Origin of the sequence: Mycolicibacterium confluentis (assembly GCF_010729895.1) — a bacterium.
Classification (GTDB): domain Bacteria; phylum Actinomycetota; class Actinomycetes; order Mycobacteriales; family Mycobacteriaceae; genus Mycobacterium; species Mycobacterium confluentis.
The window spans coordinates 4,697,940-4,712,459 of record NZ_AP022612.1 but is presented as its reverse complement, the minus strand read 5'-3'; the positions used below and the strand labels follow the sequence as shown (position 1 = coordinate 4,712,459).

The window sequence follows — 14,520 nt, the reverse complement described above, 5'->3', positions numbered from 1 at the left end:
CAAATCACGGTCGGCGCGCTGATGGGCGCGGGTCAGCAATCCTCGTCGGCGCGCCGCGCCCGCTCGGGCCCGGGCCCCTCTGGCATTGGCGGCAGCGGGCCCTGCAATGCGGAGTCGCCTGTGTCCGCGGCGGGTTCGGGGTCGGCGGGTGATGCGGCTGCTTCAGACGATGCGGTCGCGGCCTCCGGTGGCGCCGCCGAGAGGTCGGGATCGACCTGACTCTCAGTGCGGAACATGAAGAAGAACACCACCCAGCCGATCGCGGCGATGAAGATCCAGCTCACCAGTCGGTAGATCAGCATGGCCGAGATCGCGGCGGGCAGTGTCATACCGCTGGACACCAGGCCGGGCACCAGCACGGCCTCGACCACCAGCAGGCCGCCGGGCATCAGGGGGATGGACCCGACGGCACGGGCCGCGGCGTAGGCGACCGTCAGTCCGGCCAGTGAGGGATGGCCACCGGCGGCGTATGCCGCGAAAGCCAGGCATGCCACATCGCAGACCCAGTTGAAGAACGACCATCCAAAGGCCGTGCCGAGTTGCCGGCGAGTCAGACTCACCGACTCGAGTTGCCGCAGGATCTCGCGCCACTTGTCCAGCCACGTGTCGGCGGGCTTGCCCCGGACCTGGTTGATCCAGGCCAACACGCGCACCCCGATGCCCTCGAGCAGTTCCGGGCGGGACGCCACGGCCTGCGCCAGCAGCAGCAGGACGATGAATCCGCCGAGGGTGAACAGCAGCGAGAACGGATTGTTCTTGGCGCCCAGCAGGAATGCGCCGCCGAGGCCCAACAGCGCCAGGCCCACCACCTGCAGGGCGCCGGACATCACCAGCTGCCACGACGCCACCACCGGCGAGGCGCCCCACAGGCGCTGCTGCCGGTAGATGAACGTCGCGCTGAGCACGGGGCCGCCCGGCAGAGTCGTGCTCAGCGCGTTGCCCGCGTAGAAGGCCGCCTCCGAGCGCCCCTGCCGGACCCGCACACCCGCGGCGCGCAGCAGTTCGCGTTGAATCTGCGCAAAGCTGTGCATCGAGAGCATCGCCGCGGCCAGACAGGCCAGCACCCACCACCAGTTGGCGCTGAGCAGGCTGCGCCAAGCCTTCGCGAGTTGATCCCAGACCAGGGTGGCCTCAATGGTCAGCACGATGGCGACGACACCGAGGATCACCCAGCGCAGCCACCAGTACCTGCTGCGGCCAGGTCCCGTCTCATCGGTGGCGTCCCTGGCCGGCGCGTCATGGGACACGCCGTTCAGGGTAACGGCGCGGGACGCTGACGAGCGTCGTGGAAGCCCGGCGCGCCCGGTATCCGCGGTTACGCTGGCCAGATGTCATCGCCTCTGTCGGAAGATGCGTCGGTCAGCCCGTTGGTCCGCAAGATGGCCGCCTGGGCGTGGCGTCTACTGGTGCTGTTGGCGGCGCTGATCGCGGTGCTGTGGGTGGTGAAGAATCTCCTGATACTCGTTGTTCCGGTGGCACTGGCGACGATGCTGACCGCGCTGCTGCTGCCCGCCGTGGACTGGTTGGACCGGCGTGGTGCGCCGCGGGGCGGCGCCGTCGCGCTGGTGCTGCTCAGCGGCTTCGCGATCCTGGGCGGCATCATGACGTTTGTCGTCAGCCAGTTCGTGAAAGGCCTGCCGAGCCTGACCGAAGAGGTCACCCGCAGCATCGACTCGGCCCGCACGTGGCTCGTCGAGGGTCCGCTCAACCTGAGCCGTGAGCAGATCGACCATGCCGGCGACGCCGCGATCGAGGCCATCCGCAACAACCAGGAACAACTGACCAGTGGGGCGCTCTCGACGGCCGCGACCCTCACCGAGATCGTCACCGGCGCACTGCTTGTGCTGTTCACGCTCATCTTCTTCCTGCAAGGCGGCCGCAACATCTGGGCCTTCGTCCAGAAGATCTTCCCGGCCACTGTCCGTGAGCGGGTGGGTGACGCCGGGCGCGCGGGCTTCCACTCGCTGATCGGCTACATCCGCGCGACGTTCCTGGTGGCGCTCGTCGACGCCATCGGCATCGGTACGGGCCTGGCGATCATGGGCATTCCGCTGGCCCTGCCGTTGGCGTCACTGGTGTTCCTCGGTGCGTTCATCCCCCTCGTGGGTGCGGTGATCACCGGGTTCCTGGCCGTCGTGGTGGCCCTGCTCGCCAAGGGTTTCCTGTACGCCCTGATCACGCTGGGCCTGATCATCGCGGTGCAGCAGTTGGAGGCCCACATCCTGCAGCCGCTGGTCATGGGCCGCGCGGTGTCGATCCATCCCCTTGCGGTCGTGCTGGGCATCGCAGGCGGTGGTGTGCTGGCGGGCATCGTCGGTGCCCTGCTCGCGGTGCCGCTCATCGCGTTCCTCAACAGTGCGGTGCGAGTCCTGGTCGCCGAGGATCCCGAGGCCGAGGAGGAGCGCCAGGAGGCGCTCCTCGAGGAGGGTCGGGGTCCGGTGATCGACGCCCCGGCCGACGAGGTGCCGGAGAAGTCCTAGCCACAGAACACCGCGAGCGTGCCGGGGAGACCCCGACACGCTCGCGATGAAGAGAAGCAGCTAGATCCGGCGGCCTTCGCGGCGCAGCAGATCCTGCGCGCTGACGCCCCCGCCACGGCGCGGCGGCTTCTCGTCGTCGCCACGGGCGTTGAGTTTCTCGGTGGCGGCGTCGGTGTCAGTCTGGCGCGGCTTGCTGACGGGGATGGCCCGAGTCGCGGGCTCCTCGTCGGCAGCCGGGTTCTGCGCCGGAATGGCCGTGGTGGCGTCCGACGCGGTGCCCGGCGCCATCGACCGGGTCGGGTCGGACGACGGCCCCGTCTGCGTATAAGGCTGCGGCGCCGGGCTTCCCGGCTTGCCGCGGAGTTCGCCCAGCCAGGACTCGATCTCGCGCTCTCCGGACCCGGACGCCGGCGGGCGCGGCGGCTGATTCCGCTGCGTCACTGACCCCGCGGCCTGCGCCGCGTTGTTCACGGCATTGCGCATGGCGTTGCGGGCGGAGCTGAAACGCGTTGTCGGGACGTCGCCTTCGCCGGTATCCGGCTCGGGGCTGGGGAGGCGACGGGTGCCTGCTCCGGACGGCGCCTCGGGTAGGGCTCGAGTCGGCGCCTCGGTCCGCGCCCGCGACGGCAGGTCCGGTGTGGGATGAGTCGGATCGTGCGGCGGACGCCGGTCTGCGACGCCTGCTCCCGCACCGACCAGGGCGTCTTCGTCGGGATCGCCTGTGGGACGTTTGCGCTCGTCGGGCAGGTGGATCTCGCCGAGCCCAATCCTGTTCTGCCACACCTTCATCCAGCGTGGTGCCCACCAGCAGTCGTCGCCGAGCATCTTCATGATCGCGGGCACCAGGAACATCCGGACCACGGTGGCGTCGAGCAGCAGCGCGAACAGCAGGCCGAACGCCAGGTACTTCATCATCACCAGGTCCGAGAACACGAACGCACCGGCCACCACCGCGAGAACCAGCGCGGCCGCGGTGATCAGTCGACCCGTGGTGGCCGTACCGATCCGGATCGCCTCGGTGGTCGACATGCCGCGTTCGCGGGCCTCGACCATGCGGGACACCAGGAACACCTCGTAGTCCGTGGACAGGCCGTAGATGACCGCGATGATCAGGCCGATCACCGGCGCGGTCAGCGGGGTGGGCGTGTAATTCAAGATGCCCGCCCCGTGTCCGTCGACGAACATCCAGGTCAAGATGCCCAGTGTCGAACCGAGGGTCAGCACGCTCATCACCGCGGCCTTGATGGGCAGCACCACCGAACCGAACGCCAGGAACATCAGCAGCGTCGTAGTGGTCAACAGGATGACCGCCATCAGCGGCAGCTTGTGGAACATGGTCGCGATGCTGTCCTGCTCAAGCGCAGGCGTACCGCCGACCCACATCGTCACGCCCTTGGGCATGGGGATGGCCCGCAACTCCTCCATCTTCTTGGAGGCGTCGTTGCGCACCTCGAGGCCGTTCTGGATCACCGTGACGTTGTCCGCGGTCTTCTCGGCCTTGGCGCTCGGGTCGTCAGGATTCGGCGCGACGGCGCGTTCGGTCCACTCGGGGTTGGTGAACCCGGGGATCCCGGACGCTCGCGTGGCGATCTGCTCGACCTGCTCCGGCGTCGCGTCCTGGATGACCAGCGTCAACTGCTCGGTGCGATAGCCGGGGAAGGTGCGGTCGAAGTCCTCCTGCGCCATCCGGACCGAGTTGTCCGGCGGCAGGTACTTCTCGCTGATGCCGCCCAGCGCGAGCTTCCCGAGCGGGACGATCAGCAGAACCATGAGGATGATGATCGGTACGGCGAACACCAAGGGCCGCTTCATCACGCGGTTGGCCAGGCGGCCCCAGAAACCCTGCTCGACCTCTTCGCGGGTCTTGGTCTTCTGTGTCTTGTCCGCGAGCCATTCGATGATGGCCCGGGAGAAGCCCCAGTTGCGCAGGAACGGCACCCGCAGCAGGGTGCGCACCCCGAAGGCGTCGACGTTCGGGCCCAGGATGGACAGGATGGCAGGCAGCACCGTGACCGACAGGATCGCGGCCAGCATCACCGAGGACATACCGGCATACGTCAGCGATTTCAGGAACCCCTGCGGGAACAGCAGCAGGCCGGCCAGCGACGCCACGATCAGCACCGCCGAGAACACCACCGTTCGACCGGCAGTCATGACCGTGCGGCGCACCGCCGTCTCGGTGTCGTACCCCTCGGCCAACTCTTCTCGGAATCGACTCACGACGAACAATCCGTAGTCGATCGCGATACCCAGGCCGATCAGCGTCACGACGGGTTGGGCGAAGTAGTGCACCTGCTGGAAGTGCGTGATGAGCATCAGGATGCCCATCGACCCGGCGATGGCCAGACCACCGACCATGGCGGGCAGGAAGGCCGCGATGACACCGCCGAAGACGAAGAACAGCACCACCGCGACCAGCGGCAGCGCGAGAACCTCGGCGCGCAACTGGTCCTCGGCGATGGTTCCGGTCAACTCATTGGCCAGCGGTTGCAGGCCAGCCAGTTCGATCTTGCCGTCGTCGACCTTCTCCAGGTCTTCCTTGACGTGCAGTTTGTAGTTGTTGAGGATCTCGTCGTCGTTGTCGCCCTTGAGCGGCATGATGATGAAGGTCCGCTTACCGTCTTTGGTGTTGAAGCCCGACGCGGTGGGGTCGGCCGACGGGTCCTTCAGGTACCCGACCCACTGCAGGATCTGGTCTGGGTGGTCCTTCTGGACCTGGTCCAGTTCGCCGGCGACCTTCTTGGACCAGGCCGGGTCGTTGACCTTCTTGCCCTCCGGCGCCTCCAGGATCGCGACGACGTGGCTGAGTCGGTCGCGTCCGTACACCTCGTCGGCCAGCACCGAAGCCTTGACCGACTCGCTGCCCTCGTCGTAGAAGCCGCTCTGGGTGACGTGCTGGCCGAGGCTCATTCCGTAGATGCCACCGCCGAGACACATCGCAACCATCACCGCGATGACGATGAACCGGTATCTATGTACCGTTCGACCCCACCAGGCGAACACGTAAGCTCCTCAAAAGTCTTGTCAGCGCGCGGTGCGCGCTGTCATCACACCAAAGTTCTGTAGTTGTCTCTGACCAGGCGATTCGCGTCAAGCCCGGGAGGCGAGCAGCGACGACAGCGGTCGGAACGGCTGCAGCCACGCCCCCTCGTCTGGAAGCGAATCTAGGCCGATTCGCGGCAGCGGCTCCCGGAAAACGCCAGGAATGTCTTCCAGGTCGACGAACTCCAAGGTATCCGACGCTAGCGCCCAACTCGCATGTTCGCGAAATCCAAGCACCTGCACGGGGACGCCGTCCTCGCGGGCGATCTGCTCGAGCGGATGGCGGAACGCCTGCCCATCCGCCGAGGCCACGAGCAGCCCGGCCAGACCCTCCTCACGTCGCAGGGCGATGTGGTTGAGCATGTCGGCGTCGACATCGCTGTCCTCGTCGATCTTCGGTTTGGCGAAGACCGCGAAACCCACGTTACGCAACGCCTCGACCCACGGCCGCACATTGTCGGCGCTGCCTGGGGCGATGTTGGTGAAGACAGTCGCTTCCGGTTCGACGGCCGCACCGGGGTCGCCGCTGGCCTCGGCCACCTCAGCGGTCCTGGCCAGCAGCCAGCGTCCCAGCGCGTCGAACCGCGGGCGGTGCGCGGCGGTGGGGCGACCCCCGAGGATCGCGCCCAGCCCCATGTCGAGGTTGGGTGCGTCCCAGACCAGCAGTACGCGGCGAACGACCTCGGATTCGCCCTCGTCGGTTTCGGTGCCCGGATCCACCATGGTCATCGGCGCTCCCAGACGAGCTCGCTGATCGCGCTGCCGACGTGGTGCGCCTTCGACTCGTACTTGGTGGTCGGACGCTGCACGGAGATGGGCAGGCCGGCCTGCTCGGCGACCGGGACCCGACGCAGCAGTGGTTCGGCGTCGCCGACCTCGGCGATCTGCTCGGCGTAACCGGCGTGGTCGGTGGCCGCGTGCAGCACACCGCCCGGCCGGAGCCGATCGGCGATCAGCGCGACCGTCGAGGGCTGCAGCAGACGCCGCTTGTGGTGGCGGGACTTGGGCCAGGGATCCGGGAAGAACACCCGCACGCCGGTCAGCGATCCCGGCGCGAACATGTTCTCGAGGACCTCGACGCCGTCGCCGCGGACCATCCTGATGTTGGTGACGCCCTCACGGTCGATCGCGCACAGCAGTTGGGCCAGCCCGCGCTTGTAGACCTCGGCGGCCACGACGTCGAGGTCGGGTTCGGCCTGTGCCATCGCCAACGTCGAGGTTCCGGTCCCGCAGCCGATCTCCAGGATCACCGGCGCGGTGCGGCCGAACCAGGCGGTCGTGTCCAACCGCTCGGCGGGCCCGGCCTCGGTGCGGGCCTGGGTGCCCAGCTGGGGCCAGAGGCGGTCCCAAGTGCGCTGTTGTTTCTCGGTCAGGGTGGAGCGCCGGGTCCGGAAACTGGTCACTCGGCGGTGCTCGGGGGCAGCGGAGCCGTCGGGATCGGCGGGCTCGGAGGGTTCAGCGACAGGTTTCGCTGACTCGGCCCCACAGTGCGCACGCATCCCCCCATCGTTACCCATGACGGCCGGGGGACCTGCATCGTGGGACAGATTGATATCCAACAGTTGCCTATCGAAGGTGGCGGGTGCCACTGCGCGGACTTGTCCATGATGGCGCTTGTCCATAACGCAGCTTGTCCACAACGAAAGGGCGAGCGGGTCGCGCCTCCGGGGCGGCAGTGTCACCATGGCACGAGATGACTGAGGCGATCACGCGCAACTTCGGCGAAGCGCTGCGCGCACCCCTGCGGATCGGCATATCCGGTCGCCGAGGCGTCGGCAGTCGCGCCGTGACGGTGGTCGTCGCCGCGGCGGGACACCCGATCGTGGCCGCGGGCGAGCACCCCGATGTGCGGGTCCACGTCCTGGCCGAAGTGTGCAAACCCGAGGACCGCCAGGTCCTCGATTGCGGTGATGTCGACCTCGTGGTGGTCAACAAGGCCGACCTGGCGGGCCTCGGCGGCGACGGGCCGATGGCCCGGTCGCGTCGTCTGGCCGAACAGGTGACGGCGACGACGGGGGTGGTGGCCGTGCCGCTCGCGGCGCTGCCGGCGCGGGCCGCAGTCGACGAGGCCGTCGTCGATGAACAGGTGCTGACGGCGGTGCGGACGCTCGTGGCCAACCCGGCCGACATGAGCAGCGCGGACGCCTTCGTCGCCGGGGCGCACCCCGTGTCCGCGGCTCACCGGGCCCGCCTGGTGTCCGAACTCGGTCTGTTCGGCGTCGCCCACGCCGTGCTGACAGTGCGCGCCGAACCCGATGCGGGTGCCGACCGGCTTCGCGCGGTGTTCCGAGCAGTCAGTGGTCTCGACGGCCTGCTGGACGGTCTCGCGAAGGCCGGTGCTCCAGCGCGCTACCGCAGAGTGCTTGCCGCACACCAGGTTCTTGAGGCCCGTGCGGTGACCGACGCGGACGCGGCCGAGTTCCTGCACGCGAACGACACGGTTCTCGCGGTGATGGATGCCGCGGCCGAGGTGCTGCGGGCCGCCGGAGTGGCGGTCACGCCGCCGTCCCGCGCGCCGCGAGCCCAGGCGATCCGATGGCGCCGCTACGCCGCAGGCCCGGTTTCTGCGCTGCATCGGCAGTGTGGACTCGACCTCGCGCGCGGTTCGTTGCGCCTGCTGGAATCTGGTGATCGGGCATGACCGGCGCAACCCGTGACCCCGTCGACGAACTCGTCGGTGCTCTGGCCCCCGAGGTGCCACCGCCCGCGATCCGTAGGCGCGATGTGGTGCTCGTGACGGGGCCCTGGCTGGCCGGGTCCAGCAGTGTGGTGGCGTTGCTTCGGGAGCGTCGCCCGGATGTCGAGTTCGTCGAGTCCGACGATCTGAGGCCGGGACAGGCCCCCGTCGCGGTGGTGTTCGTGGCGTCGGCCGTCGCCCCGCTGACAGATTCCGACTGCGCGGTGCTCGACGCCGCGGCGGCACACACCGATGTGGTGGTGGCGGCAGTGGCCAAGATCGACGCCCACGCGAACTGGCGTGATGTGCTCGACGAGGACCGGCGCATCCTCGATGCCCACGACGAGCGCTACCGCGGCGTGCCGTGGGTCGGTGTGGCGGCCGCGCCCGATCTGGGCAGCCCACGGATCGACGACCTGCTCGCCGCGTTGGATGCGGCGCTGTTGGATCCCTCGCTGCAGCGGCGAAACCGCTTGCGGGCCTGGGAATTTCGACTCATTGACGCCGCGCGTCGACACCGTGAGGCGGTCGAGAGTCCTGGCCGCGCGGCCCGGGTCGCGGCTCTGCAGGCTGAGCGCACCGAGGCCGCGCGTGCCGTGCGGGTGGGCAAATCGGAACGCGCAGTGGCACTTCGCAGTCAGATCCAACAGGCCCGGTTGCAGTTGTCGTATTTCGCCCGCAATCGGTGTGCTTCGGTGCGCACCGAACTTCAGGAGGACGCCGCCGAGGTCACCCGGCGGGGTGTGCCGCAGTTCCTCGGCTACGTCGAGCAGCGCATGTCGGCCGTGGTCGGCGAGGTGGACGCGGGGATCGTCGAGCACCTGACGGATGTCGCGGTCGAACTGGGGGTGGCGCCGGACCGGGTCGCGCCCGCGCGGGTGTCGGTGCCCGCCGTGGGTCGGCCGCCGTTGAAGTCCCGCGGCCTCGAGACCCGACTGATGGTCCTTGTGGGCGGCGGTTTCGGGCTGGGCGTGGCCTTGTCACTGAGTCGGCTGTTCGCCGACCTGGCCCCGGGCTGGACGGTCGCGGGCGCGGTGGTGTGCACCCTGATCGGGGTGGCCGTCGCGGCCTGGATGGTCGGCACCCGTGCGCTGTTGCTCGACCGCGCGGTGATCGATCGCTGGATCGGTGAGCGGGCCGCCGCGCTGCGGTCGTCGCTGGACGAGGCGGTGGCCACCCGGGTGCTGGCCACCGAGATGGCGATGACGTCGGTGCTCGCGCATCAGGTCGAGGTCGACAACGCCCGGCTGGCGGCGGACCTCAACCGCATCGACGTCGAACTGCGCGAGCACGCCGCCGCGCGCTCCCAGGCGGCCGCGGCCCGTGATGCGGCGTTGCCGTCCGTGCTCGCCGCCCTGACCCGGGTGCGCCACGAGTTGAGTGCCTCAGGCAGTGATGAAGGCGTTGCTGGCGAGCAGAATGACGCGGTGTCTGTGATTGCCGCGCAGCAGGGTCCGGGGCGCTGACGAACAGGTTGTCGTCCCAGGCGATGCGCGGTCTGCGCACAGCTTCACGGCGTTGTGGAACTCTGCGAAAACGCCCTGCGGCGGCGCTCGGCGCGCCCTTCGGGTTGCGCGCCGTGTCGACTCGCCAGAATATGGACCAATTGATCTCTTCGCGGCATCCTGGCAGCGCGGGCGTGGGTCCACGGGCGCTGAGAGCGGTTGAATATCGCACTTGACGTTTTCTGAATCGTTCCTGTGAGTATTTGGACAGGGTCTCGATTGTCCGCGCGTGTGTCGCCCGCGTTAACCTCTAACCAGGGACGACCGTCGAGCGCGATCCGCCCGAAAACCGGGGGTCTGCGTCCTCGAGGGTGGAACACGAATAAACCTGAGCAGGAGAACTTCATGACTTCAGCGACCATCCCAGGCCTTGATTCGGCCCCAACGACGCATAAGGGACTGCTCGCCTGGGTTGCCGAAGTTGCCGAACTCACGCAGCCCGATCGGGTGGTGTTTGCTGACGGCTCCGAGGAGGAGTACGCGCGGCTGGCCGATCAGCTCGTCGAGGCGGGCACGTTTCAGCGCCTGAACGACGACAAGCAGCCCAATTCCTACCTCGCACTGTCCGACCCCTCCGACGTCGCGCGCGTCGAGTCCCGCACCTTCATCTGCTCCGAGCGGCAGATCGACGCCGGTCCGACCAACAACTGGATGGACCCCGCCGAGATGCGGCCGTTGATGAGCGATCTGTACCGCGGCAGCATGCGCGGCCGGACGATGTACGTCGTCCCGTTCTGCATGGGCCCGCTGGACGCCGAAGACCCCAAGCTCGGCGTGGAGATCACCGACTCGGAGTACGTCGTCGTCTCGATGCGCACCATGACCCGGATGGGACAGGCCGCGCTGGACAAGATCGGCACCGACGGTTTCTTCGTCAAGGCACTGCACTCGTTGGGCGCCCCGCTCGAGGCCGGCCAGAAGGACGTGCCGTGGCCGTGCAACGACACCAAATACATCACCCACTTCCCGGAGACCCGCGAGATCTGGAGCTTCGGCTCGGGTTACGGCGGCAACGCGCTGCTGGGCAAGAAGTGCTACTCGCTGCGCATCGCCTCGGCCATGGCCCACGACGAGGGCTGGCTGGCCGAGCACATGCTGATCCTCAAGCTGATCTCGCCGGAGAACAAGGCGTACTTCGTCGCGGCGGCCTTCCCGTCGGCGTGCGGCAAGACCAACCTCGCGATGCTGCAGCCCACCATCGAAGGCTGGCGCGCCGAGACCGTCGGTGACGACATCGCCTGGATGCGGTTCGGCAAGGACGGCCGCCTCTACGCCACCAACCCCGAGTTCGGCTTCTTCGGCGTCGCGCCCGGCACCAACTGGTCGTCGAACCCGAACGCCATGAAGACCATCGCGGCGGGCAACACCGTCTTCACCAACGTCGCCAAGACCGACGACGGCGACGTCTGGTGGGAGGGCCTCGAGGGCGACCCGCAGCACCTCATCGACTGGAAGGGCGAGGACTGGACGCCCGAGTCGGACGGCAAGGCCGCGCACCCGAACTCGCGTTACTGCACCCCGATGTCGCAGTGCCCGACGCTGGCCCCCGAGTGGAATGACCCGCAGGGCGTGCCGATCTCGGCCATCCTGTTCGGCGGTCGCCGCAAGACGACGGTCCCGCTGGTGACCCAGGCGCGCGACTGGCAGCACGGCGTCTTCATCGGCGCCACGCTGGGCAGCGAGCAGACCGCCGCGGCCGAGGGCAAGGTCGGCACGGTGCGCCGCGACCCGATGGCGATGCTGCCGTTCCTGGGCTACAACGTCGGTGACTACTTCCAGCACTGGATCGACATCGGCAAGAACGCCGACGAGTCCCAGCTGCCGAAGATCTTCTTCGTCAACTGGTTCCGCCGCGGCGACGACGGCCGCTTCCTGTGGCCGGGATTCGGCGAGAACAGCCGTGTCATGAAGTGGATCATCGAGCGCATCGAGCAGAAGGCCGGCGGACAGTCCACGGCCATTGGCACCGTGCCCACCGCGGGCGACCTGGACCTGTCGGGTCTGGATGTCGACGCGTCCGACGTCGACGAGGCCCTGGCGGTCAACGCCGACGAGTGGCGGGCCGAACTGCCGCTGATCGAGGAGTGGTTCGAGTTCGTCGGTGAGAAACTGCCGACCGGCATCAAGGACGAGTTCGACGCGCTCAAGACGCGTCTGGCCGAGGGCTAGAAACTCTTTCCCGCGAGCGCTCACCCACGTACGGTTTCCCACCCGAAACCGTGGGTGAGCGCTCGCGGCGTTTCCGGGGTTGAGGCGCGGCAGAATTCGAGCCGACCAACCAACCGGTTGACACCTGTCAACATGTGCAAAGTAAAGTGCTTTCATGCAGATCCGTGAGCACATCGGGGCAGACAAGCCGGCCATCATCATGTACCCCTCGGGGACCGTCGTGACCTTCGACGAACTCGAGGCCCGCGCCAACCGACTGGCCCACTACTTCCGCAAGCAGGGCCTCAAAGAGGGCGATGCGGTGGCCATCCTCATGGAGAACAACCAGCACATCCACGCGGTGATGTGGGCTGCGCGCCGCAGTGGCCTGTACTACGTGCCGATCAGCACACATCTGACCGCCGCCGAGGCCGCCTACATCGTCGACAACAGCGGCGCCTCGGCCATCGTGGGCTCGGCGGGCACGCGCAAGATCCTGGAGAACCTGGGCTCGGAACTGCCCGGCGGCCTGCCCGCCACGCTGCTCATCGCCGACGACGATCTCGACGGGTGGGCGCGCTACCCGGAGGCGGTGGCCGATCAGCCCGCCACCCCGATCGACGACGAGATCGAGGGCGATCTGCTGCAGTACTCGTCGGGCACGACGGGCCGGCCCAAGGGCATCAAGCGTGAACTGTCGCATCTGCCGCCGACCGAGGTGCCGGGAATGATGGCGCTTCTGGTCAGCTTCTGGATGTCGCCTGACTCGGTGTACATCAGCCCCGCGCCGCTGTACCACACCGCGCCCTCGGTGTGGTCGATGCAGGTGCAGGCCGCAGGCCACACCACCGTGGTGATGGACAAGTTCGACGCCGAGGGCTGCCTCGACGCCATCGCCAAGCACAAGGTGACGCACGGTCAGTTCGTGCCGGTGATGTTCACCCGCATGCTCAAACTGCCGCAGGACGTCCGCGATTCGTACGACGTGTCGAGCCTCAAACGCGTCATGCACGCGGCCGCGCCGTGTCCCGTCGAGGTCAAGAAGCAGATGATCGACTGGTGGGGTCCGATCGTGGACGAGTACTACGCCTCCTCGGAGGCCATCGGCGCGACGCTGATCACCGCCGAGGAATGGCTGACGCACCCCGGATCGGTGGGCAAGGCGATGACCGGTGTGGTGCACATTCTCGATGAGGACGGCAACGAACTGCCCGCCGGTCAGGCCGGCGAGGTGTACTTCGAGGGCGGCAACGATTTCGAGTACCTCAACGACACCGAGAAGACCGCCAAGTCGCGCAACACGCACGGGTGGAAGACGGTGGGCGACATCGGATATGTCGATGAGGAGGGCTACCTCTACCTCACCGACCGCCGCCACCACATGATCATCTCGGGCGGTGTGAACATCTACCCGCAGGAAGCCGAGAACATGCTCGTCACGCACCCCAAGGTGATGGACGCCGCGGTGTTCGGCATCCCGGACGACGAGATGGGCCAGAGCGTCAAGGGTGTCGTGCAGACCGTCGATCAGGCCGACGCCACCGACGAGTTCGCCGACGAACTGATCGGCTGGCTCCGGGAACGCCTGTCGCACTACAAGTGCCCGCGCAGCATCTCGTTCGAGGCTGAACTGCCCCGCACCGACACGGGCAAGCTCTACAAGCAGAGCCTGATCGCCAGGTACGGCGGCGGCACGTCATAGTGAACCGGTGATCATCGTCGACCTGTCGGACCCCGCGCCCCTGACTGAGGGGGCCTGTCCGACAGGCGTCGTGATCGCGACGGGCGACATCGCGCATCCCCACGCCGAGTTCTGGCTGGAGCGCGCGACATTCACGCTCGTCGAGGGGCCGGCGCATGATCGCCGCACGGTGGCCGTGCCGTCGGTCGACGAGGCCCTGGCAGACCTGACCGACCGCGTGACGCGGTGGCCGCAGGCAGCGGCGGTCTGCGACGACGTGCTGCGCGCCGTGGACGTGCACGCGCCCGCGGCACCTGGCGTGATCACCGAATCGCTGGCGTACTCCACGCTGCAGTCGGGATCGGAGTTCGCGCGCTGGCTCACCGAGCGCGGCCCGGCGCAGGTTCCGCAGACGCCCGATCCCGTCCTGGCCCATCGTGACGGCGACACGCTGTACGTGTCCTTCAACCGGCCACAGCGGCACAATGCCTTCAGCACCGATGCGCGGGCCGCGCTGCTCGAGGCGCTCGACGTGGCGCTGCTGGACCCGGGCGTCGACGAGGTGGTGCTGTCGGGCGCCGGCCCGTCGTTCTGCAGCGGCGGGGACCTGGCGGAGTTCGGCACGTTCGACGATCCGGCCAGCGCGCACCTGGCCCGCACCCGGTACAGCCCCGCGCTGGCACTCGATGCGCTCACCGCGCGCCTCGGCCCCGCCTGCCGCGCTCAGGTGCACGGCCGCGCACTGGGCAGCGGCCTGGAGATGGCGGCATTCTGTGGCACCGTGCGGTGCACCCCGGGCACGGTGTTCGGCCTCCCTGAGTTGTCGCTGGGCCTGATTCCGGGGGCCGGTGGCACCGTGAGCATCACGCGGCGCATCGGCCGTTGGCGCACCGCCCACCTGGTGCTGTCGGGTCAGACGATCGACGCCGACACCGCGCTGGCCTGGGGGCTGATCGACGCGATCGAGTGACGGGCAGGGACAATTTC

The 14,520-nt window shown here is 68.2% G+C and carries 10 protein-coding genes; 6 read left to right on the top strand and 4 right to left on the bottom strand.

Annotation, left to right across the window (positions count from 1 at the left end):
* Positions 1-32: 32 nt before the first annotated feature.
* On the bottom strand, positions 33-1,247 hold the full coding sequence (locus G6N34_RS22275) for a lysylphosphatidylglycerol synthase transmembrane domain-containing protein (protein ID WP_085157042.1): 1,215 nt from the start codon (positions 1,245-1,247) through the stop codon (positions 33-35).
* 81 nt (positions 1,248-1,328) lie between these two features.
* Between G6N34_RS22275 and G6N34_RS22270 the strand changes: the two genes are divergently transcribed.
* A complete protein-coding gene (locus tag G6N34_RS22270; RefSeq protein WP_085157039.1) occupies positions 1,329-2,480 on the top strand; it encodes an AI-2E family transporter in 1,152 nt (383 codons plus the stop codon).
* 60 nt (positions 2,481-2,540) lie between these two features.
* Here G6N34_RS22270 and G6N34_RS22265 read toward each other — a convergent pair whose 3' ends face one another.
* The 3 genes from G6N34_RS22265 to trmB all read right to left on the bottom strand — a co-directional run bounded on the left by G6N34_RS22265 (position 2,541) and on the right by trmB (position 7,039).
* Complete coding sequence (locus G6N34_RS22265) at positions 2,541-5,483, bottom strand: trehalose monomycolate exporter MmpL3 (protein ID WP_085157036.1); 2,943 nt, start codon at positions 5,481-5,483, stop codon at positions 2,541-2,543.
* An 87-nt stretch (positions 5,484-5,570) separates the two neighbouring features.
* Positions 5,571-6,251, bottom strand: a complete 681-nt coding sequence (locus G6N34_RS22260; RefSeq protein WP_085157034.1) for an NYN domain-containing protein — start codon at positions 6,249-6,251, stop codon at positions 5,571-5,573.
* Complete coding sequence (gene trmB, locus G6N34_RS22255; RefSeq protein ID WP_085157031.1) at positions 6,248-7,039, bottom strand: tRNA (guanosine(46)-N7)-methyltransferase TrmB; 792 nt, start codon at positions 7,037-7,039, stop codon at positions 6,248-6,250. Before trmB ends, G6N34_RS22260 begins: the two co-directional genes overlap by 4 nt.
* 176 nt (positions 7,040-7,215) lie before the next feature.
* On the opposite strand from trmB, the gene G6N34_RS22250 reads away from it, so the two are divergent.
* From G6N34_RS22250 to G6N34_RS22230, 5 genes are all read left to right on the top strand, one after another.
* Positions 7,216-8,163, top strand: a complete 948-nt coding sequence (locus G6N34_RS22250) for a hypothetical protein (RefSeq protein WP_085157028.1) — start codon at positions 7,216-7,218, stop codon at positions 8,161-8,163.
* A complete protein-coding gene (locus G6N34_RS22245) occupies positions 8,160-9,665 on the top strand; it encodes a hypothetical protein (RefSeq protein WP_085157026.1) in 1,506 nt (501 codons plus the stop codon). Before G6N34_RS22250 ends, G6N34_RS22245 begins: the two co-directional genes overlap by 4 nt.
* A gap of 384 nt (positions 9,666-10,049) precedes the next feature.
* Entirely contained in the window at positions 10,050-11,873 is a 1,824-nt protein-coding gene (locus G6N34_RS22240; RefSeq protein ID WP_085157023.1) for a phosphoenolpyruvate carboxykinase (GTP), read from the top strand.
* Between the two features lie 154 nt (positions 11,874-12,027).
* Positions 12,028-13,554 (top strand): fatty-acid--CoA ligase FadD4, encoded by a 1,527-nt coding sequence (gene fadD4 / locus G6N34_RS22235; protein ID WP_085157020.1) that lies wholly within the window; start codon positions 12,028-12,030, stop codon positions 13,552-13,554.
* 13 nt (positions 13,555-13,567) lie between these two features.
* Positions 13,568-14,503 (top strand): enoyl-CoA hydratase/isomerase family protein, encoded by a 936-nt coding sequence (locus tag G6N34_RS22230; protein ID WP_085157299.1) that lies wholly within the window; start codon positions 13,568-13,570, stop codon positions 14,501-14,503.
* The last annotated feature ends 17 nt before the right edge of the window (positions 14,504-14,520 follow it).

Bases quoted from the DNA above. Each gene is read 5' to 3' on its own strand.
- G6N34_RS22245 (WP_085157026.1), top strand. From the start codon at position 8,160: ATGACCGGCGCAACCCGTGACCCCGTCGACGAACTCGTCGGTGCTCTG.
- fadD4 (WP_085157020.1), top strand. From the start codon at position 12,028: ATGCAGATCCGTGAGCACATCGGGGCAGACAAGCCGGCCATCATCATG.
- G6N34_RS22260 (WP_085157034.1), bottom strand. From the start codon at position 6,251: ATGACCATGGTGGATCCGGGCACCGAAACCGACGAGGGCGAATCCGAG.
- G6N34_RS22270 (WP_085157039.1), top strand. From the start codon at position 1,329: ATGTCATCGCCTCTGTCGGAAGATGCGTCGGTCAGCCCGTTGGTCCGC.
- trmB (WP_085157031.1), bottom strand. From the start codon at position 7,039: ATGGGTAACGATGGGGGGATGCGTGCGCACTGTGGGGCCGAGTCAGCG.
- G6N34_RS22250 (WP_085157028.1), top strand. From the start codon at position 7,216: ATGACTGAGGCGATCACGCGCAACTTCGGCGAAGCGCTGCGCGCACCC.
- G6N34_RS22240 (WP_085157023.1), top strand. From the start codon at position 10,050: ATGACTTCAGCGACCATCCCAGGCCTTGATTCGGCCCCAACGACGCAT.